Source organism: Mycobacterium malmoense (genome assembly GCF_019645855.1).
GTDB classification, from domain to species: Bacteria; Actinomycetota; Actinomycetes; order Mycobacteriales; family Mycobacteriaceae; genus Mycobacterium; species Mycobacterium malmoense.
The window spans coordinates 4483265-4502371 of sequence record NZ_CP080999.1 but is presented as its reverse complement, the minus strand read 5'-3'; the positions used below and the strand labels follow the sequence as shown (position 1 = coordinate 4502371).

Here is a 19107-nt window from a genome sequence, read left to right as displayed (position 1 = left end):
TCAGCCTATTGACCGCCGCCGAACTGGCGCACCAACGCCCTCCGGTCGACCTTGCCGATGCCGCGGCGCGGCAGCTCGTCGACGACGTGCAGCTCGCGCGGCGCGTCGGTGGCGTCCAAGGTGCGCGCGACGTGGGCCCGCAGCGCCTCCAGCGTCGGCGCCCGCCAACCGTCGGCCACCACGACCGCCGCGACCACCCGCTGCCCCAGCCGGTCGTCGACAACACCGAAAACCGCACAGTCGGCGACGGCGGGGTGGCCGCGCAGCGCGGCCTCGACCGGCTGCGGCAGCACCGTCAACCCGCCGGTGCTGATCGCGTCGTCGGCGCGGCCCAGTACCCTCAGCACCCCCGCGGCGTCGAGGGCGCCCAGGTCGTCGGTGCGAAACCACCCCGGTTCGGCGAACGGGTCGGGATCGACCGGGTTGCGGTAGCCCTTGGCCAGCGTCGCGCCGCCGATGACGACGCGCCCGTCGTCGGACACCCGCAGTCGCACCCCGTCCAGCGGGAGGCCGTCGTAAACGCAGCCCCCGGCGGTCTCGCTCATCCCGTAGGTGCGGACCACCGCGATGCCCGCCGCCGCGGCGGCGTCGACGACGGGCCGCGGAGCCGGTCCCCCGCCGAGGAGCACCGCGTCCAGTTCGGCGAGCGCGCCCGCGGCCGCCGGGTCGGCGAGCGCCTTGGCCAGCTGGGCGGCGACCAGCGACGTGTATCGCCGACCCGAGCCCAATCGCCGTACCGCGCCGGGCAATTCGGCGACGTCGAAGCCCGCACTGACGTCCAGCTCGACGGGCGCCGAGCCGGCGAGCACGCTGCGGACCAGCACCTGCAGGCCGGCGATGTGATACGGCGGCAGGGCCAGCAGCCAGCTGCCCGGCCCGCCGAGACGGTCGTGGGTGGCCGACGCGCTGGCGGTCAGGGCGGCGGCGGTCAGCAGGGCACCCTTGGGCGCAGCGGTGGTTCCCGACGTTACGGCCACCAGGGCCACGTCGTCGTCGATTTCGGAACCCACGCGCAACGCGCCCAGCACGCGGTCGTCGCCGGCCGGCACCGCGACCAGCGCGGGATCACGGCCCTCCAGCACCCGTTCCAGCGCGGGCATCAGCCACGGGACGGCGGAGCCCGATACGACGCCGAGCGCGCGCAGGACGGCTATGCGTGATCCTCGGCGTCGCGGGGCTCGTCGAACGGCCAGCCCTTGGCGGCCAATCGCGCCCGCACCCGCTCGACGTCCTCCTGTGACGGCAACTCGTCGGTGATCTGGGTGATCGCCACCCCGATGTCGATGTTGTCGAATTCGCCGCGCTGCATCAGTTCGTTGGCCACGGCTTTGATTTCGTCATTGGTCAATCGGCGGGTCAGCAGAGCGAGCACCGCGAAGGTGTCGGTCGGCGGAACGCCTTCCGGATACCCCGCGCGCAACCACGAGACGACCGAACTCAGGAATCGGTTCACTTGCTATCACTCCCGTGCGGGGGCTCGGCATGGGTGGACGACGATTCGATGCTACTTGGGTTTAGCGCCCATGAACGGATACCCCGTGTGATGTGCGATGAAGTCCCGGGCGATATACAGCACCCCGACGATGACTACCGCCAGAACCAGCGCGTAGATCGCCCAGGCGATCGCCAGCAGCACCGGGTTGCGATGTGGTGCGGCGTGGTCGGTGCTGATGTCTCCGGCGCCGGCCGCCTGCAGGCGAACCCCGAGTGCGAACAGAGCCGGGAGCGCCGCCCCTGCCAACAGGCTGAAGACCAGGATCTTCAGGCTGGCCTCGTAGTTGAACCAGGCGTTCATGAGGCGTTCCGCGCGCTGACGGTGTCGTCGTCGGAACCACCGAGGTCCGATGGGGCAGCGGTGGCCATCTCAGGGCCGGTATCGGAGGGTGGCTTTTTATGGTCTCCCGAAGCCTCGAGCCCGGCCGTCAGGCTGCCTTCCCATTCCGCGTTGACGTTGGTGTGGTCGATGGGCGCCCGGCGTGACCGCATGTAGATGACGGCGGAGACCGCGACCAACAGCGAGAAGCCGACGATCGCACCGGGGTACCCGCCGATCAGGTGAACGATCCAGTAGGTGATCGCCCCGACGAGCCCGGCCAATGGAAGGGTGACCAGCCATGCGGTCGCCATCCGGCCCGCCACGCCCCAGCGCACCTCGGCCCCGGGCTTACCCACGCCGCTGCCCAGCACAGACCCGGTCGCGACCTGTGTCGTGGACAACGCGTACCCGAAGTGGGCGGACAACAAGATGACGGCAGCCGACGACGTTTCGGCCGCCATGCCTTGCGGCGACTTGATCTCCACCAGGCCCTTGCCCAGGGTCCGGATGACTCGCCAACCGCCGAGGTAGGTACCCAACGCCATCGCCAACGCGCAACTCATGATCACCCATAGTGGCGGCAGGGCGGCCGTCTTGCTGACCGACCCGTAGGACATCAGTGCCAGGAAGATCACGCCCATCGTCTTCTGCGCGTCGTTGGTGCCGTGCGCCAGCGAGACCAGCGACGCCGAGCCGATCTGGCCGCGCCGGAAGCCGCCTTCGGTGCGCTTCTCCGGGACGCCGCGGGTGATCCGGTAGACCAGCCAGGTGGCCACCGCGCCGACGACGATGGCCAGCAACGCGGCCACGATGGCCGGGATGATCACCTTGGACACCACGCCCTTCCAGATCACCCCGTGCCCGCCGACCGCAGCGATCGTGGCCCCGACGATGCCCCCGATCAGGGCGTGCGAGGAACTCGAGGGGATGCCGAGGAGCCAGGTCATCAGGTTCCACACGATGCCGCCGACCAACCCGGCAAAGACCAGCTCCAGCGTCACCAGGTTCGAGTCGATCAGGCCCCTGGCGATGGTGGCCGCGACGGCGGTGGACAGGAAGGCACCCACGAGGTTCAGCACCGCCGACAGGATGACCGCTGTCCTCGGCTTGAGCGCGCCGCTGGCGATCGAGGTCGCCATGGCATTCCCCGTGTCGTGGAAGCCATTGGTGAAATCGAAAGCGAGTGCCGTGATTACGACAATGATCAAGAGGAACAAATCGATGTTCACAGCGCCTGATTCTGGTGGTAGTGGGATTAAATTGTCGAACGCAGACATCGCCGAAACGCGGGTGTACCTTGACTCGTCGCCAGATGTTACCTCTCAGTTAACCGGACGTTCCTCCCCGTTCACCCCGGGTGTCGCGGCGCAACGGGTGATCCCCCGGCACCTCGACGAAAATCAACGTGATTCCATCGGGGTCGGTCACGTGCATCTCGCGCAGGCCCCATGGTTCGCGACGCGCCTCGCGGGCGATCGGCACCCCCCGGCCTTCCAGCTCGGCCTGGGTGGCCGCGATGTCACGGACTTGGAGCCACAGCGCACCGGGAAAGGGTCCACGGGTATGGTCCGGTGAGCCGTAACCGGCTAACTCCAGCAAAGACTGGCCCGCGAAAAATACTGTGCCCGCGCCATATTCGCGGGCTATCGCCATGCCGAGCTGGTCGCGGTAGAAGCCCAACGACCGCTGATAGTCAGCCGGCCGGAGAAGCATCCGGCTGGCCAGGATCTCCATAGCGTCGTGTCTATCACGTCCCCGGCGCGTCGCCGCGCATCCGCCGCGGAGCGTTGGCGCCGGGTTGCGGCTACCCCGCCTCGCGGTTGGGCTGGAGGTTCTGCCGCTGCATGAGCGCGTTGACCCAGCGGGGCCCGAAGGTGTCCAGCGCCTTGGCCGCGATCGCCATCCGAGGTGCGATCCGCACCGGCCGGGTGCGCGCCGCGGTCACCATCCACTCGGCGGCCTCTTCCGACGTCAGCGCGGGCATGCCCTCGTAGGCCTTGGTCGGTGCGATCATCGGCGTGGCCACCAGCGGGTAGTACAGCGTCGTCGAATGCACACCCTTTCGGCCCCACTCGGTTTCGACGACCCGGCTCACCGTCGACAGCGCCGCCTTCGACGCGTTGTACACCGCGAACAGCGGCGATGCCTCCGACAGCACGCCCCACGTCGAGACGTTGATGATGTGACCGTCGCCGCGCTCGAGCATCGCGGGCGCGAACCCGCGGATCAGCCGCAGCGGCGCGTAGTAGTTGAGCACCATGGTCCGCTCGACGTCGTGCCAGCGTTCCAGCGACTCGGCCAGCGGCCGGCGGATGGACCGGCCGGCGTTGTTGATCAGGATGTCGACGCCGCCGATGCGCTTCTCGACGTCGGCGACCAGCCCGTCGACGGCGTCCATGTCCGAGACGTCGCAGGGAATCGCTATCGCGGTGCCGCCCGCCTTGGTGATCCGGTCCGCCAGGGCGTCGAGCAGGTCGCCGCGGCGGGCGACGACGACCACCGTGGCGCCGCGGCGGGCCAGCTGCTCGGCCGCGGCCTCGCCGATGCCCGACGACGCGCCGGTGAGCAGAATCCGCTTGCCGTCGAGGTCGACGGGTTTGATCGCGGGCCGGTTGACCAGCACTTGCGGCGAAATGGGCGGCCGCATGGTGGCCAGCACGATCTGGTCGGTCAACCGGCGAAGCGGGCTTTTGCTCACAGGTGGCGAGTGTAGGCGGCGCCCGCCACCGCCGGCCCCGAGCGTCACGCCAGCGTGGCTCTCGCGCGCGGGAGCCACGCCAGCGTGACGCTCGGCGAGTCGACCTCAGAAATACCGGGGGAAACGGCTCCAGTCCGGGGCCCGCTTCTCCAGGAAGGCGTCGCGGCCCTCGACGGCCTCGTCGGTCATGTACGCCAGCCGGGTGGCCTCGCCGGCGAACAGCTGCTGGCCCACCAGCCCGTCGTCGAGCAGGTTGAACGCGTACTTCAGCATCCGTTGCGCCTGAGGCGATTTGGCGTTGATCGCCGCCGCCCACTCGATGCCAACCCTTTCCAGCTCGGCGTGCTCGACGACCTCGTTGACCGCGCCCATGTGGTGCATCTGCTCGGCGGTATACGGGCGGCCCAGGAAGAAGACCTCGCGGGCGAACTTCTGGCCCACCTGGCGGGCCAGATAGGCGCTGCCGTAGCCGCCGTCGAAGCTGCCGACGTCGGCGTCGGTCTGCTTGAAGCGGGCGTGCTCGCGGCTGGCCAGGGTGAGGTCGCAGACCACGTGCAGGCTGTGCCCGCCGCCGGCGGCCCACCCGTTGACCAGGCAGATGACCACCTTGGGCATGAACCGGATCAGCCGCTGCACCTCGAGGATGTGCAGCCGGCCGGCGCGGGCCGCGTCAACGGTGTCCGCGGTGTCCCCGCTCGCGTACTGATAGCCGGACCGGCCGCGAATGCGTTGGTCGCCGCCCGAGCAGAACGCCCAGCCGCCGTCCTTCGGCGACGGGCCGTTGCCGGTCAGCAGCACCACGCCCACGTCGGGGGACATCCGGGCGTGGTCCAAAGCGCGGTACAGCTCGTCGACGGTGTGCGGACGGAACGCGTTGCGCACCTCGGGCCGGTCGAACGCCACCCGCACCGTGGCGTCGTCGACGTGGCGGTGGTAGGTGATGTCGGTCAGGTCGCCGAACCCGTCGACGGGCCGCCAGGCCCGCGCATCAAAGGGGTTGTCGCTCACAGCGGATCCACGCGGAAGACCGGGCAGACGCCGGCCAACGCCTCGAATTCGTCGGGGCGTCCCTCCTCGACCAACCCGGACCGCTTCATGAAACCGACGCCGGTGGGTACCTCGGTCGGGAAGGCCCGCAGGAACGGCCGCGCGTCGTCGGCGGACAACTCCACCATGCGCACCCGCTCTTGTGTGCGGCCGCGCCTGAGCGTGACTTCGCCTGCGGCGCGGACGTTTCGGATCCAATCCGCCCCCGGGAAACCGCCGACGACGTACCGTTTGCCGTCGACCGTCATCGGGGTCACCGGCGTCGACCGGGGAGTCCCGGACTTGCGGCCCGCCACGGTCAACACCACCGGGCTTTCGCCGCCGAAGCTCAGGCCGAGCCGGGACAGCTGGATGAAGAGCTTGTTCGCCGGTTTCAGCCACCAGGGCGGCTTGAGACCGTCAGCGTTTGCCATGCCTGCCACAGTAGTCAGGCGGTCGGCGCCTCCAGAAAGGGTTCGGTGCCATGGAGCTGTGGGCCGCCCCCCGGCGCGGTGACGGCGTCCAGCCGCGCGAGCGCGTCGGCATCCAACGAAAGGTTCGCCGCGCCGACGTTCTCCTCGAGGTGGTCGATCGACCGCGTGCCCGGAATCAGCAACATGTTGGGCGCATGGGCCAACAGCCACGCCAAGCCGACTTGGGCGCCCGTCACGCCCAGCTCCCCGGCGATCTGGGCCACCACCGCGTTGTCGGCGACCTTGGGGAAACCGGGGAACGACGATCCCAGCGGGAAGAACGGTACCCAGGCGATGCCCTCGTTGGTGCAAACGTCGAGCATCTCTTCCTGCGAGCGGTCGAGCAGGCTGTAGGCGTTCTGCACGCAGACGATTCCCGCGGACAGCGCCCGCCGCAGCACGTCGAGCGGCACACTGCTGATGCCGATGGCGCCGATCTTGCCCTCGTCGCGCAGGGCGATCATCTCGGCCAGCTGGTCGTCAAGGTCCACGATCTGGTCGCCCTCGGCTTGCAATCCGGGCCCGAGGTCGAGGCGCCGCAAATTGACCACCGGAACGCAGTCGAGGCCGAGCTGGCGCAGGTCGTCTTCGACGGCGCCGCGCAGCTCGGCGGGCCTTTGCGCCGCGGCCAGGGGTATCGGTTGTTCGCCGGTGTATCGCGCACCGACCTTGCTGACGATGACGAGGTCTTCAGGGTAGGGCGAGCCGTGGGGGGCCAGCGCCTCGCGGATCCGGCGATTCACCTCGCCGGGGCCGTAAAACGACGCGGTGTCGATGTGGTTGACGCCGAGTTCGACCGCGCGACGCAGCAGTGCGACGGCGTCCTCGGGTGATATCGCCTCGAACAGTTGCATCGCGCCGTAGCCGACGCGGGCAACCCTCGTAGTGCCGATGCCGCCGACGCCGCCGGGCTGTGGTTGGTCCGTCATGGTGCTCCCTCGGTAGGACTCGTGACACACTAGAGAAATGCGGAGGATCCTCCGCTTGGTCCACCCTAGCAGAAACGGAGGATCCTCCGCTTTGGCCGAGCCAATCCGGTCCGACGCGCGCCGGAACCGCGACAAGCTACTTCAGGTGGCAACCGCGGCGTTCGCCACCGCCGAGGGGCGGCCGGTGTCGCTGGAGTCGATCGCGCGCGACGCCGGCGTCGGGATCGGCACGCTCTACCGCCACTTCCCGAGCCGGGAGGCCCTCGTCGAGGCGATCTACCGGGCCGAGCTCGCCGAGGTGGCCGCGGCGGCCGAACAGCTGCTCAAGCGGCACCCGCCCAAAGCGGCGCTGCGACGCTGGATGGACCGCTACGCCAGCTTCGTGGCCGCCAAGCGCGGGATGGCCGAGTCGTTGCACGCGATCTTCGACTCCGGCGCCATGGAGCCCAGCCAGACCCGCGACAGCATCGTCGGTGCCGTTGACATGCTGTTGCGGGCCGGCGCCGACGACGGCGGCCTGCGCCCCGACGTGCAAGCCGACGACGTGGTGTCCAGCCTGATCGGCATCTTTTTGGCCAGCGGTTCGCCGGAGCAGACGGGTCGCATGCTCGACCTGCTGGTGGCCGGCGTGGCTCGCTAAACTTGTCGCCCCTGCCGAGCGTCACGCCAGAGTGACCGTGAGCGTCGGGCGCCACGCCAGCGTGACGTTCGGCGGCCGGACCTAGCCGACCGCGCGGCCGGCGCCCTCCCAGAACCGCGCCCGCACGGCCTTCTTGTCGGGCTTGCCCAGCCCGGTCAACGGCAGCGAGTCGACGACCACCACCCGCTTGGGCGACTGCACCGAGCCCTTGCGTTCCTTGACCGCGGCCTGGATCTCGGCGGTCATGGCCTCGATCGCGGAGTCGTCGCTGGCCGCGTCGGCGCGCAGCACGACCACCGCGGTGACGGCCTCGCCCCACTTCTCGTCCGGCGCCCCCACCACGCACACCTGCGCGACGGCCGCGTGCTCGGCGACCACGTCCTCGACCTCCCGCGGGAACACGTTGAAGCCGCCGGTGACGATCATGTCCTTGACCCGGTCGACGATGTAGTAGAAGCCGTCGGAGTCCTCGCGGGCCATGTCGCCGGTGTGCAGCCAGCCGTCTTTAAAGGTCTTGGCGGTCTCCTCCGGCAGGTTCCAATAGCCGCCGGCCAACAGCGGCCCGCTGACGCAGATTTCGCCCGGCTCGCCCTGCGGCACCGGCTTGCCGTCCTCGCCGAGCAGCGCCACCCGCGCGAACAGCGTCGGGCGCCCGCACGACGTGAGCCGCGTGTCGTCGTGGTCGCCCTTGGCCAGGTAGGTGATGGCCATCGGGGCCTCGGACTGACCGTAGTTCTGGGCGAAGATCTTGCCGAACCGGCGGATCGCCTCGGCCAGCCGCACCGGGTTGATCGCCGAGGCGCCGTAATAGACCGTCTCTAGCGACGACAGGTCGCGGGTGTGCGAATCCGGGTGGTCCAGCAGCGCGTACAGCATCGACGGCACCACGAACGTGGCCGTAATCCGTTTCTCTTCAATGGTTTTCAGGACTTCGGCGGGGTCGAACTTGGGCAGCACATACATTTCGCCGCCCTTGACCAACGTCGGCAGGAAATAGGCGGCCCCGGCATGGGACAGCGGCGTGATCATCAAGAACCGCGGTTCGTCGGGCCATTCCCATTCCGCGAGTTGGATCATCGTCATGGTGGAGATCGACTGCGCGGTTCCCATCACGCCCTTGGGCTTGCCGGTGGTGCCGCCGGTGTAGGTCAACCCGATGACCTGGTCCGGCGGCAGGTCGGCAGCCGCTAGCGGCCGCGGCTCGTAGTTGTCGGCCTCGGCCGACAGGTCGACGGCAACACCGTTGAGCGCCTGGGGCACCGGACCGATGGTCAGGATCTGCTTGAGCGACGGCACCTTTTCCAGCAGGCCCAGCGCACGCTCGACGAACATCGGATTGGGGTCGATGATCAGCGAGCTGATGCCGGCGTCGTTGAGCACGTAGGCGTGATCGTCCAGCGAACCGAGCGGGTGCAAAGCGGTGCGCCGATAGCCCTGGGTCTGGCCGGCGCCGATGATCATCAGCACCTCGGGACGGTTCAGCGACAGCAGGCCGACCGCGGCCCCGGTGCCCGCACCCAGCGCCTCGAACGCCTGAATGTACTGGCTGATCCGGTCGGCCATCTGGCCGCCGGTCAGGGTGGTGTCGCCGAGGAAGAGCACCGGCTTGTTCTTGTGGCGTTTGAGCGCGCCCACCAACATGTGGCCGTTATGGGTCGGGTTGCGCAGCAGCTCGTCACTCATGACGCCAAGACTAGAACGTGTTGCAATTCACGTCGGCCGCGCCCTCGGCCACCCCCAGATCGCCGGGACCATATTTTGCTCTGGCCCAAACCCCCAAGTCTCGTTTCTAGGGGTTCGGAGTGCGGGAGCGCTGTTCGCTGGGGCGCCGAGACTGCGGTGGTTGCGGCGCCCGAGGCGAAAAGCCAGCCGTGGACGCAGACTCGATGCCACCAGCGCAGGCTCGGCGCCAGCGGCGTCTGGTCACAACCCCCCGACGAACGTACCGACCAGACCGCTCGCAACCTCGGCCACTTATGATCCACCGAATTCGGCGGCCCCCCGCGTTGGCCGGAGAATCCCGTCACGTCGCGAACCCGGGACGCCAAACCCACCCGCGAGCTTGCCGGGTCACTAGGATCCCTACCCATGGCGCAGGCAGATGCCGTCATCACCGGAACCATCCTGACCGTCGACGACGCGCGACCCACGGCCGAGGCGCTCGCCGTGGCCGACGGCCGGATCGTCGCCGTCGGCGCCCGTTCGGACGTCGCCGGCCACATCGGCCCGAACACCGAGACCATCGACGTCGCCGACGGCTGCGTCATGCCGGGTTTCGTTGAGGCGCATGGGCATCCGTTGATGGAGGCCATCGCGCTGTCGGACCGGATCGTCGACATCCGGCCGGTGACCATAAGCGACGCGGATCGCGTGGTCGAGGCCGTCGCCCGCGAGGCCAAAACCCGGGGAGCCGCCGGGGCCTACCTGAACGGCTGGGATCCGTTGCTGCAGAACGGGCTTCCGGAACCGACGCTGGCCTGGCTCGACGAGATCGCGCCCGACGGGCCGCTGGTGATCATCCACAACTCCGGGCACAAGGCCTACTTCAACTCCCACGCCGCCCGGTTCAATGGCCTGACCCGCGACACTCCAGATCCCAAGGGCGCCAAGTACGGCCGCGACGCACACGGCGAACTCGACGGCACCGCCGTGGAAACCGGCGCGGTCTTCCCGCTGCTGGGCGGCGCCATCGCACCCGGAGATTACCCGGCGATGCTGCGCGCCGAGTGCGCCCGGCTCAACCGTGCGGGCCTGACCACCTGCTCGGAGATGGCCTTCGACCCCGGGTTTCGGCCTTTGGTCGAGCGGCTGCGGGGCGAGCTGACGGTCCGGCTGCGCACCTACGAGATCTCCAACCCGCGGATGCACACCGACGCCACCCCCGGCGAGGGCGACGACATGCTGCGCCAGGTCGGCATCAAGATCTGGGTGGACGGCTCACCCTGGGTGGGCAACATCGACCTGTCCTTCCCGTACCTGGACACCGCCGCCACCCGCACCATCGGGGTGCCGCCCGGTTCCTGCGGGCACGCCAACTACACCCGCGAGCAGCTGAGCGAAATCGTCGGCGCCTACTTTCCGCTGGGCTGGCCGATGGCTTGCCACGTGCACGGCGACGCCGGCGTCGACACCATCCTTGACGTCTACGAACAAGCGCTGCAACGCAATCCGCGCGACGACCATCGGCTGCGGCTCGAACACGTCGGCGCCATCCGCCCCGACCAACTCCAACGGGCCGCCGACCTCGGCGTCACGTGCAGCATCTTCGTCGACCAGATCCACTACTGGGGCGATGTCCTCGTCGACGGCCTGTTCGGCCCGGAGCGCGGATCCCGTTGGATGCCAGCGGGTTCCGCGGTGGCCACCGGAATGCGGATCTCGCTGCACAACGATCCGCCCGTCACGCCCGAGGAGCCGCTGCGCAACATCAGCGTGGCCGCGACCCGCACCGCGCCCAGCGGGCGGGTGCTGGCGCCCGAGGAGCGGTTGACGGTCGAACAGGCGATCCGCGCGCAGACCATCGACGCCGCCTGGCAGCTGTTCGCCGACGACGTGATCGGGTCGCTGGAGGTCGGCAAGTACGCCGACCTGGTGGTGCTGTCGGCCGATCCCCGCACGGTGCCGCCGGAGCAAATCGCCGACCTCGAGGTGCGCGCGACGTATCTGGCGGGCCGCCAGGTCTACCGCGCGTGACCCCGACGCTCGAGGACCTGCTCGACCGCCTGCATGTGGTGGCCCTGCCGATGCGGGTGCGGTTCCGCGGCATCACCACCCGCGAGGTCGCGCTCATCGAGGGCCCCGTGGGCTGGGGCGAGTTCGGGGCGTTCGTCGAATACGGCCCGCGGGAGGCCGCGCACTGGCTCGCCTCGGGCATCGAGTCCGCCTACCGCGAGCCGCCGCCGACGCTGCGCGACCGCGTCCCGATCAACGCCACCGTGCCCGCCACACCGGCCGCCCGGGTCCCCGAAATTTTGGCCCGGTTCCCCGGGGCCCGCACGGCCAAGGTGAAGGTCGCCGAACCCGGGCAGACGCTGGCCGACGACGTGGATCGGGTCAACGCCGTGCGCGAACTCGTCCCGACCGTGCGGGTGGACGCCAACGGCGGCTGGAGCGTCGAGGAGGCGGCGCGGGCCGCGGCCGCGTTGACCGCCGACGGCCCGCTGGAATACCTCGAACAACCCTGCGCGGCCATAGCCGAACTCGCCGAGCTGCGCCGCCGGGTCGACGTGCCCATCGCGGCCGACGAAAGCATCCGCAAGGCCGACGACCCGCTCGCCGTGGTCCGCGCCCACGCCGCGGACATCGCGGTGCTGAAAGTGGCTCCGCTGGGCGGTATTTCGGCCCTGCTCGACATCGCCGCCCAAATCGACATCCCGATAGTCGTCTCCAGCGCCCTCGACTCGGCCGTGGGGATCGCCGCCGGGCTGACCGCCGCCGCGGCCCTGCCGCAGCTTCGTCACGCCTGCGGGCTGGGCACCGGCGGGCTGTTCCTAGAGGACGTCGCCGACGTTGCCGCGCCCGTCGACGGCAGCCTGGCGGTCGGGCCGGTGACGCCCGACCCGGAGCGGCTGCAGGCGCTGGCCGCGCCCCCGGAGCGGCGGCAGTGGTGGATCGACCGGGTCAAGGCCTGCCATCCGCTGCTTGTACCGTCGTCCGGGTGATCAACCTGGCTTACGACGATCGCGGGTCCGGCGAGCCCGTCGTTTTCATCGCCGGCCGCGGCGGCGCGGGCCGCACCTGGCATCCGCACCAGGTTCCGGCGTTCCTGGCGGCCGGATATCGGGTCATCACCTTCGACAACCGCGGCATCGCCGCGACCGAAAACGCCGAAGGGTTCACGACGCAAACCATGGTCGCCGACACCGCCGCGCTGATCGAGTCGCTGGGCGCCGCCCCCGCGCGGATCGTCGGGGTATCCATGGGCTCGTTCATCGCGCAGGAACTCATGGTGTCGCGCCCGGAGCTGGTCACCGCGGCGGTGCTGATGGCCACCCGCGGCCGCCTGGACCGCGCCCGCCAGTTCTTTCACGATGCCGAGGCCGAGCTCTACGACTCCGGGGTCCGGCTGCCTCCCTCCTACGACGCGAGATCTCGCTTGCTGGAAAGCTTTTCGCGAAAAACCATCAACGATGACGCGGCCGTCGGCGACTGGATCGCGATGTTTTCCACCTGGCCGATCAAGCAGACCCCGGGGCTGCGCTGCCAACTGGATGTGTCGCCGCAGACCAACCGGTTACCGGCCTACCGCAGCATCGCCGCGCCGGTGCTGGTGATCGGTTTCGGCGACGACATCGTCACGCCGCCCCACCTGGGGCGGGAGGTCGCCGACGCCCTGCCCAACGGCCGTTACCTGCAGATACCCGATGCCGGTCATCTCGGGTTCTTCGAGCGCCCGCAGGCCGTCAACGCCGCGGCGCTGCAGTTCTTCGCCGGCGTTCGGGCCTGACCGCCCGGCCGCGATCTCCGGTTATGACACCCTGTAGGAGTGAATCCCTCGACGACACAGGCCCGCGTCGTCGTTGACGAGCTGATCCGCGGCGGCGTCCGCGACGTGGTGCTGTGCCCCGGGTCGCGGAACGCCCCGCTGGCGTTCGCCCTGCAAAACGCCGACCGGTCCGGCCGGATCCGGTTGCACGTCCGCATCGACGAGCGCACCGCCGGCTACCTGGCCATCGGGTTGGCGATCGCCGCCGGCGCGCCGGTGTGTGTCGCGATGACGTCCGGCACCGCCGTGGCCAACCTCGGCCCGGCGGTGGTGGAGGCCAACTACGCGCGGGTGCCGCTGATCGTGCTGTCGGCCAACCGGCCCTACGAACTGCTGGGCACCGGCGCCAACCAGACCATGGAGCAGCTGGGCTACTTCGGCACCCAGGTCCGCGCCACCATCAGCCTGGGCCTGGCCGAGGACGCGCCCGAGCGGCTGGATTCGCTCAACGCCACCTGGCGATCGGCCACCTGCCGGGTCTTGGTGGCCGCCACGGGATCTCGCACCGCCAACGCTGGCCCTGTGCACTTCGACATCCCGCTGCGCGAACCCCTGGTGCCCGATCCCGAACCCCACGGTGCCGTGATCCCGCCGGGCCGGCCCGACGGAAGGCCGTGGACCTACACGCCGCCGGTCACCTTCGACCAACCGCTGGACATCGACCTGTCGCCCGACACGGTCGTCATCGCCGGGCACGGCGCGGGTGTGCACCCCAACCTGGCGCACGTGCCCACCGTCGCCGAGCCCACCGCGCCCCCGGCGGCCAACCCGCTGCACCCGCTGGCGCTGCTGCTGCTGCGCCCGAAACAGGTGATCATGCTCGGCCGCCCGACCCTGCACCGGCCGGTGTCGGCGTTGCTGGCCGACCCGCAGGTGCCGGTGTACGCGCTGACCACCGGGCCGCGCTGGCCCGACGTCTCGGGCAACTCACAGGCCACCGGCACCCGCGCGGTCACCACCGGGGCGCCGCACCCGGCGTGGCTGCGACGCTGCGCGGAGATGAACCGGCACGCCGACGAGGCGGTGCGCGGTCAACTGAAGGCGCACCCGCTCACCACGGGTCTGCACGTCGCCGCGGCAGTGGCCGACGCGCTGCGGCCGGGAGACCAGCTGGTGCTCGGGGCGTCCAACCCGGTCCGCGACGCGGCGCTGGTCGGACTGAAGACCGAGAGCATCAAGGTCCGGTCCAATCGCGGCGTCGCCGGCATCGACGGCACCGTGTCCACCGCGATCGGCGCCGCTTTGGCATATGAGGGGGCCCACGAACGCACCGGCAGCCCCGACAGTCCCGCCCGAACCGTCGCGCTGATCGGCGACCTGACGTTCGTCCACGACAGCTCCGGGATGCTGATCGGCCCCACCGAACCCACACCGCGCCGGCTGACCATCGTGGTGTCCAACGACAACGGCGGCGGCATCTTCGAACTGCTCGAGCAGGGCGACCCGCGATTCTCCGACGTGTCGTCGAGGATCTTCGGGACCCCGCACGACGTCGACGTAGGCGCGCTGTGCCGCGCCTACCACGTCGAGAGCCGGCAGATCGAGGTCGACGAGCTGGACGCGGCGCTCGACGAACCGGGACCGGGCATGCGGGTGCTGGAGGTCAAGGCGGACCGGTCCTCGCTGCGTCAGCTGCACGCCGCCATCAAGGCAGCGCTGTGATATCACCAAAGGCGTTGCTGCACATCCTGATTCATGGCCACAGTGATCAACCGTCGAAGACCCGGACCGGGATTGTGTTGCGGTGGGCCCGGATCGCGGTGTTGATCGTCACCGGTTTGGTCACACTGCAGTCGGTGCTGCTGGTGGCCGGCGCCTGGCGCGACGACCTTGCGATTCAACACCATATGGGGGTGGCGCAGGCGGAGGTGCTCAGCGCCGGGCCGCGGCGCTCGACCATCGAATTCGTCACACCCGAGCGCGTCACCTACCGCCCCGAGCTCGGCGTGCTGTATCCGTCCCAATTGTCGACGGGCATGCGGATATACGTCGAATACAACAAAAACGATCCCAACCTGGTTCGGGTGCAGCACCGCAACGCCGCGCTGGCGATCATCCCGGCGGGGTCCATCGCGGTGATGGGCTGGCTGATTGCGGCGGCCGCCCTGATCGGTCTGGCGCTGCTGGACAAGTGGCTGGGCCGCCGCGCCGACCAGCAGATTTCGCACGACGTATGCCCGTAGGCAACCTTATCGACAGCCGGCGCTGACATGGTGGAGGCGTGCGCGTTGCGATCGTCGCCGAGTCTTTCCTCCCCAATGTCAACGGTGTCAGCAACTCGGTGCTGCGGGTCCTCGAGCACCTGCGCCGAACCGGTCACGAAGCCCTCGTCATCGCCCCCGACAACCCGCCGGGCGAACCCCGCGCGGATCGCATCCACGACGGCATCCGGGTGCATCGGGTGCCGTCGCGGATGTTCCCGAAGGTGACCACGCTGCCGCTCGGCTTGCCCATGCCCCGAATGGTAAGCGTGCTGCGCGGATTCGATCCGCACGTTGTGCATCTGGCGTCGCCGGCGCTGCTCGGCTACGGCGGGCTCAAAGCGGCTCGCTGGCTGGGGGCGCCGACGGTCGCGGTGTATCAGACCGACGTTCCCGGATTTGCGGCGAGCTACGGCATCCCGATGACGTCACGGGCGGCGTGGGCGTGGTTCCGCCACCTGCACAGCCTGGCCGACCGCACCCTGGCCCCGTCCAGTGTGACGATGGAGTCGCTTGTCGCCCATGGATTTCCGCGGGTGCACCGGTGGGCACGGGGGGTCGACGTGCTGCGGTTCGCGCCGTCGTTGCGCGACGAAGCCCTCAGGCGGCGGTGGTCACCGGACGGCAAGCCGATCGTCGGATTCGTGGGCCGGCTGGCGCCGGAAAAACACGTCGAGCGGCTGACCACGCTGGCCTCCGACGACTCCGTGCAGCTCGTCATCGTCGGCGACGGTGTCGACCGAAACAAGCTTCGATCATCAATGCCCACAGCGGTTTTCACCGGCGCGCTGTACGGCGACGAGCTCGCCGCGGCGTACGCCAGCATGGACGTCTTCGTGCATCCCGGCGAGCACGAGACGTTCTGCCAAGTCGTGCAGGAAGCGCTGGCGTCGGGGCTGCCGGTGATCGCCCCCGACGCCGGCGGCCCACGTGACCTGGTCGCGCCGTGCCGCACCGGACTCCTGTTGCCCGTCAAGGAGTTCCAGGCGCGGCTGCCCGCCGCCGTTGCGCACCTGATCCAGGAACGGCCTCGCTACGCGCCGGCCGCCCGGCGCAGCGTCCTCGGCCGCAGCTGGCCGGTCATCTGTGACGAGCTGCTCGGCCACTATCTCGCCGTGCAATCCCCCTACGCGAGAACCGCAGCGCGCATGTCGCTGCGGCGCTACGCGCAGGGGGAGTGACGGCGCGCGGTTACCCCTGGGCCAGCTCCGAGACCGGCTGCCACTGCTCCCAGGTGCGTAACCGGCTTTCGTAGTCGGCCTTGGCCGTCTGTAGCGGGGAAGCGCCGAAGAACACCCGCAGCGGCGGCTCCTGGGCGTCGACCACCTTCAGCAGCGCGGCCGCCGACGCCGACGGATCACCCGGGCTGGCCCACCGCCGGCTGCGCTCCGCGTCGGTCGCGGCATGCACCTCGTCATAGTCGGGCAGGCGTGTGGCGTGTTTTGCCGACGAGCCGGCCCAGTCGGTGTCGAAGCCGCCGGGTTCGATCAACGTCACGTGCACACCGAACGGGGCGACCTCCTGGGCCAGCGACTGGGAGAAGCCCTCCAGCGCCCACTTCGAGGCGTGGTAGATGCCGACGTTGGGAAACGCCGTGATGCCGCCGATCGAGGACACCTGGATGATGTGACCGCCGCGCTGCTCGCGCAGGTACGGCAATGCGGCCTGGGTGATCCACAGCGCGCCAAACACATTGGTCTCGATTTGATCGCGCGCCTCTCGCTCGGAGAGTTCCTCGACGAACCCGAACTGTCCGTAGCCGGCGTTGTTCACCACGATATCGAGGCGCCCGAAATGGTCGTGCGCCCGCCTGACCGCGGCGAAGTCCTGCTCGCGATCGGTGACGTCCAGCCGGATCGGCAGCAGCGCGTCGCCGTATTTCTCGACCAGATCGTCCAGTGATGCGGTGTTGCGGGCCGTGGCGGCCACCTTGTCGCCCCGCTCCAGCGCGGCGGTCGCCCACGCTCGTCCGAAGCCTCGCGATGTACCGGTGATAAACCAAACTTTTTCAGTCACGCAGCCCTACAACGCCGAACTCGTCGCCTAATTCCCGGGCCGGCTGCAGTAGCGTCGACGTCGTGAGCCGCGCGGCCTTGGACAAGGACCCTCGGGACGTCGCGTCGATGTTCGACGGCGTCGCCCGCCGGTACGACGTGACCAACACCGTGCTGTCGCTGGGCCGGGACCGGCTCTGGCGGCGGGCCACCCGGTCGGCGCTGGGGATCGGGCCGGGCCAGAAGGTGCTCGACCTGGCCGCGGGCACCGCAATATCCACCGTGGAGCTGCAAAAATCCGGGGCATGGTGTGTGGCGGCCGATTTTTCGGTCGGGATGCTGGCGGCGGGCGCCGGGCGCAGGGTGCCGAAGGTCGCCGGCGACGCCACCCGGCTGCCGTTCGGCGACGACGTGTTCGACGCGGTCACCATCAGCTTCGGGCTGCGCAACGTGGCCGACCAGCGGGCGGCGCTGCGTGAGATGTTCCGCGTCACCCGGCCCGGCGGCCGGCTGGTGGTGTGCGAATTCTCCACGCCCACCAACGCGCTGTTCGCCACCGTCTACAAGGAGTACCTGATGCGGGCGCTGCCGCGGGTGGCACGCGCGGTGTCCAGCAACCCCGAGGCCTACGTGTATCTCGCCGAGTCGATCAGGGCCTGGCCCGACCAGGCCACGCTGGCGCAGCGGATTTCGGCGGCCGGGTGGTCGGCGGTGCGCTGGCGCAACCTGACCGGCGGCATTGTGGCCCTGCACGCGGGCCACAAGTAGATCTAGCGGCCGGCCTGTTGCAGGAAGCCGACGTGGTCGGGGCAGTAGTGATCGATCGCGGCGCCCAGGAACTGGAACGCCTGGCCCTGGGTGGTGCCCAAGGGCAGGTTGCGCTGGACGAAATTGGCCGACTTGTACGCGTCGCCGTCCACGCCCCGGCCGATCCGTTCACAGCTGATCTTGCCCAGCCACGCGAGCTGGTCCTGCGGACCGTAAACGCCGAAGCCGTTGACGGTCTGTTTGAACGGGTAGTCGTAGTCATCGGCCTGCGCCGGCGCCGCCAGCGCGATTGCTGCCGCCGCCACCGCGACGCTAGTAGCCAGCTTCGTGCGCTTCATTAGCCAGACTATACACCCGTTCGGTCAGGACCCCAGGTGCGCCGACAGCAGCCACCCGCCGACCGACTTGAGGCCGTTGGGCTCGTCGCGGACGTCGAGGAACGGCAGTTCGAAAGAACCCTCGGGCAGGTTGGCGTGGAGGCGGGCCGGCCTGATCTCGTCGACGACCCAATACTTGGACACCGCGTCGCGCAGCTCGTCGTCGGTGACCGCGTTGATCGGGCCCTCGGGCACCGCGGCCTTGTCGAAAACCAGGGCGAAGTAGGACGCGCCGGGCGCGGCGGCCCGCCTGATCGACCGCTGGTAGCCCTCGCGCGCCTCCGCCGGGATGGAGTGGAACAAGGTGCTGTCGACGATCGTGCCGAACCGGCCGGCCGATCCCGGCGGGTAGCCGCTGAAATCGGTGATGTCGGCCACCTCGAACGTGACGTTGGTCAGGCCCCGTTTCCCGGCCTCGCGGCGGGCCAGGTCGATGGCGGTGGGTGAGAGGTCCAGTCCGACGACGGTGTAGCCGCGCCCGGCCAGCGCCAGCGAGATCGCCGCCTCGCCACAGCCCACGTCGAGGACGTCGCCGTGGAACTTGCCCCGCTCGATCAGGGCCGCCAGCTCGGGTTGCGGGGCGCCGATGCTCCAGGGCGGCCGCACGCCGTCGCCGAATTGCGTGGATCGCCCGCGGTAGGCCGATTCGAACGCGAAATCCGTTGGTTGAGTCATGCCCTCAAGCATATATCAACCATAT

The 19107-nt window shown here is 69.6% G+C and carries 20 protein-coding genes and 1 pseudogene; 8 read left to right on the top strand and 13 right to left on the bottom strand.

What is annotated here, in order from left to right; all coding sequences use genetic code 11:
- Positions 1 to 5: 5 nt before the first annotated feature.
- From menE to K3U93_RS20635, 9 genes and pseudogenes are all read right to left on the bottom strand, one after another.
- Positions 6 to 1082, bottom strand: coding sequence for an o-succinylbenzoate--CoA ligase (menE, locus tag K3U93_RS20675; RefSeq protein ID WP_230981705.1), 1077 nt, complete (start codon positions 1080 to 1082; stop codon positions 6 to 8).
- Positions 1083 to 1150: 68 nt separating this feature from the next.
- Positions 1151 to 1453 (bottom strand): DUF3349 domain-containing protein, encoded by a 303-nt coding sequence (locus K3U93_RS20670; RefSeq protein WP_071512102.1) that lies wholly within the window; start codon positions 1451 to 1453, stop codon positions 1151 to 1153.
- A gap of 51 nt (positions 1454 to 1504) precedes the next feature.
- On the bottom strand, positions 1505 to 1795 hold the full coding sequence (locus K3U93_RS20665) for a hypothetical protein (protein ID WP_071512103.1): 291 nt from the start codon (positions 1793 to 1795) through the stop codon (positions 1505 to 1507).
- A 13-nt stretch (positions 1796 to 1808) separates the two neighbouring features.
- Positions 1809 to 3045 (bottom strand): annotated as a pseudogene (locus K3U93_RS20660) (inorganic phosphate transporter); the annotation flags it as partial.
- A gap of 97 nt (positions 3046 to 3142) precedes the next feature.
- A complete protein-coding gene (locus tag K3U93_RS20655) occupies positions 3143 to 3550 on the bottom strand; it encodes a VOC family protein (RefSeq protein WP_071512105.1) in 408 nt (135 codons plus the stop codon).
- Positions 3551 to 3620: 70 nt separating this feature from the next.
- Entirely contained in the window at positions 3621 to 4514 is an 894-nt protein-coding gene (locus K3U93_RS20650; protein ID WP_083011885.1) for an SDR family oxidoreductase, read from the bottom strand.
- Between the two features lie 105 nt (positions 4515 to 4619).
- Positions 4620 to 5522 carry a 1,4-dihydroxy-2-naphthoyl-CoA synthase gene (locus K3U93_RS20645; protein WP_083011888.1) on the bottom strand — a complete coding sequence of 301 codons (903 nt, stop codon included), beginning with the start codon at positions 5520 to 5522 and terminating at the stop codon, positions 4620 to 4622.
- A complete protein-coding gene (locus tag K3U93_RS20640; RefSeq protein ID WP_071512108.1) occupies positions 5519 to 5974 on the bottom strand; it encodes a nitroreductase family deazaflavin-dependent oxidoreductase in 456 nt (151 codons plus the stop codon). The genes K3U93_RS20645 and K3U93_RS20640 overlap by 4 nt, the downstream gene beginning before the upstream one ends.
- Positions 5975 to 5988: 14 nt before the next feature.
- Entirely contained in the window at positions 5989 to 6942 is a 954-nt protein-coding gene (locus K3U93_RS20635; protein ID WP_083011891.1) for an aldo/keto reductase, read from the bottom strand.
- 91 nt (positions 6943 to 7033) lie between these two features.
- Between K3U93_RS20635 and K3U93_RS20630 the strand changes: the two genes are divergently transcribed.
- Complete coding sequence (locus tag K3U93_RS20630; RefSeq protein WP_071512110.1) at positions 7034 to 7582, top strand: TetR/AcrR family transcriptional regulator; 549 nt, start codon at positions 7034 to 7036, stop codon at positions 7580 to 7582.
- An 81-nt stretch (positions 7583 to 7663) separates the two neighbouring features.
- On the opposite strand, the gene fadD8 is transcribed toward K3U93_RS20630, so the two are convergent.
- Positions 7664 to 9265 (bottom strand): fatty-acid--CoA ligase FadD8, encoded by a 1602-nt coding sequence (gene fadD8, locus K3U93_RS20625; protein WP_071512111.1) that lies wholly within the window; start codon positions 9263 to 9265, stop codon positions 7664 to 7666.
- 405 nt (positions 9266 to 9670) lie between these two features.
- Here fadD8 and K3U93_RS20620 point away from each other — a divergent pair, with 405 nt between their 5' ends.
- From K3U93_RS20620 to K3U93_RS20595, 6 genes are read left to right on the top strand one after another with little or no spacing between them, the layout of a single operon-like run.
- Positions 9671 to 11275 carry an amidohydrolase gene (locus K3U93_RS20620; RefSeq protein WP_083011895.1) on the top strand — a complete coding sequence of 535 codons (1605 nt, stop codon included), beginning with the start codon at positions 9671 to 9673 and terminating at the stop codon, positions 11273 to 11275.
- 50 nt (positions 11276 to 11325) lie between these two features.
- Positions 11326 to 12243, top strand: a complete 918-nt coding sequence (locus K3U93_RS20615; RefSeq protein ID WP_230981704.1) for an o-succinylbenzoate synthase — start codon at positions 11326 to 11328, stop codon at positions 12241 to 12243.
- Positions 12240 to 13028, top strand: coding sequence for an alpha/beta fold hydrolase (locus K3U93_RS20610; RefSeq protein WP_071512114.1), 789 nt, complete (start codon positions 12240 to 12242; stop codon positions 13026 to 13028). Before K3U93_RS20615 ends, K3U93_RS20610 begins: the two co-directional genes overlap by 4 nt.
- A 39-nt stretch (positions 13029 to 13067) precedes the next feature.
- Positions 13068 to 14729: a 2-succinyl-5-enolpyruvyl-6-hydroxy-3-cyclohexene-1-carboxylic-acid synthase gene (menD, locus tag K3U93_RS20605; protein ID WP_083011898.1), complete on the top strand. Its 1662-nt coding sequence runs from the start codon at positions 13068 to 13070 to the stop codon at positions 14727 to 14729.
- A complete protein-coding gene (locus K3U93_RS20600) occupies positions 14726 to 15250 on the top strand; it encodes a DUF3592 domain-containing protein (protein WP_083011900.1) in 525 nt (174 codons plus the stop codon). The genes menD and K3U93_RS20600 overlap by 4 nt, the downstream gene beginning before the upstream one ends.
- Before the next feature lie 38 nt (positions 15251 to 15288).
- Complete coding sequence (locus tag K3U93_RS20595) at positions 15289 to 16449, top strand: glycosyltransferase family 4 protein (protein ID WP_083011902.1); 1161 nt, start codon at positions 15289 to 15291, stop codon at positions 16447 to 16449.
- 10 nt (positions 16450 to 16459) lie between these two features.
- Here the strand turns inward: K3U93_RS20595 and K3U93_RS20590 are convergent, their stop codons facing one another.
- Positions 16460 to 17284 (bottom strand): SDR family oxidoreductase, encoded by an 825-nt coding sequence (locus K3U93_RS20590; protein ID WP_083011905.1) that lies wholly within the window; start codon positions 17282 to 17284, stop codon positions 16460 to 16462.
- A 62-nt stretch (positions 17285 to 17346) separates the two neighbouring features.
- Here K3U93_RS20590 and K3U93_RS20585 point away from each other — a divergent pair, with 62 nt between their 5' ends.
- The gene (locus tag K3U93_RS20585; RefSeq protein ID WP_083011908.1) at positions 17347 to 18030 is read left to right on the top strand and encodes a demethylmenaquinone methyltransferase; all 684 of its coding nucleotides are present in this window, start codon (positions 17347 to 17349) and stop codon (positions 18028 to 18030) included.
- A 2-nt stretch (positions 18031 to 18032) separates the two neighbouring features.
- Here K3U93_RS20585 and K3U93_RS20580 read toward each other — a convergent pair whose 3' ends face one another.
- The gene (locus K3U93_RS20580) at positions 18033 to 18368 is read right to left on the bottom strand and encodes a DUF732 domain-containing protein (protein WP_083011910.1); all 336 of its coding nucleotides are present in this window, start codon (positions 18366 to 18368) and stop codon (positions 18033 to 18035) included.
- Between the two features lie 24 nt (positions 18369 to 18392).
- Positions 18393 to 19082 carry a class I SAM-dependent methyltransferase gene (locus K3U93_RS20575; protein WP_083011995.1) on the bottom strand — a complete coding sequence of 230 codons (690 nt, stop codon included), beginning with the start codon at positions 19080 to 19082 and terminating at the stop codon, positions 18393 to 18395.
- Between the last annotated feature and the right edge of the window lie 25 nt (positions 19083 to 19107).

Excerpts from the sequence above, each read along its gene's own strand:
- fadD8 (WP_071512111.1), bottom strand. The coding sequence starts at position 9,265 with ATGAGTGACGAGCTGCTGCGCAACCCGACCCATAACGGCCACATGTTG.
- K3U93_RS20640 (WP_071512108.1), bottom strand. The coding sequence starts at position 5,974 with ATGGCAAACGCTGACGGTCTCAAGCCGCCCTGGTGGCTGAAACCGGCG.
- K3U93_RS20655 (WP_071512105.1), bottom strand. The coding sequence starts at position 3,550 with ATGGAGATCCTGGCCAGCCGGATGCTTCTCCGGCCGGCTGACTATCAG.
- K3U93_RS20575 (WP_083011995.1), bottom strand. The coding sequence starts at position 19,082 with ATGACTCAACCAACGGATTTCGCGTTCGAATCGGCCTACCGCGGGCGA.
- K3U93_RS20665 (WP_071512103.1), bottom strand. The coding sequence starts at position 1,795 with ATGAACGCCTGGTTCAACTACGAGGCCAGCCTGAAGATCCTGGTCTTC.
- K3U93_RS20635 (WP_083011891.1), bottom strand. The coding sequence starts at position 6,942 with ATGACGGACCAACCACAGCCCGGCGGCGTCGGCGGCATCGGCACTACG.
- K3U93_RS20615 (WP_230981704.1), top strand. The coding sequence starts at position 11,326 with ATGCGGGTGCGGTTCCGCGGCATCACCACCCGCGAGGTCGCGCTCATC.
- K3U93_RS20580 (WP_083011910.1), bottom strand. The coding sequence starts at position 18,368 with ATGAAGCGCACGAAGCTGGCTACTAGCGTCGCGGTGGCGGCGGCAGCA.
- K3U93_RS20620 (WP_083011895.1), top strand. The coding sequence starts at position 9,671 with ATGGCGCAGGCAGATGCCGTCATCACCGGAACCATCCTGACCGTCGAC.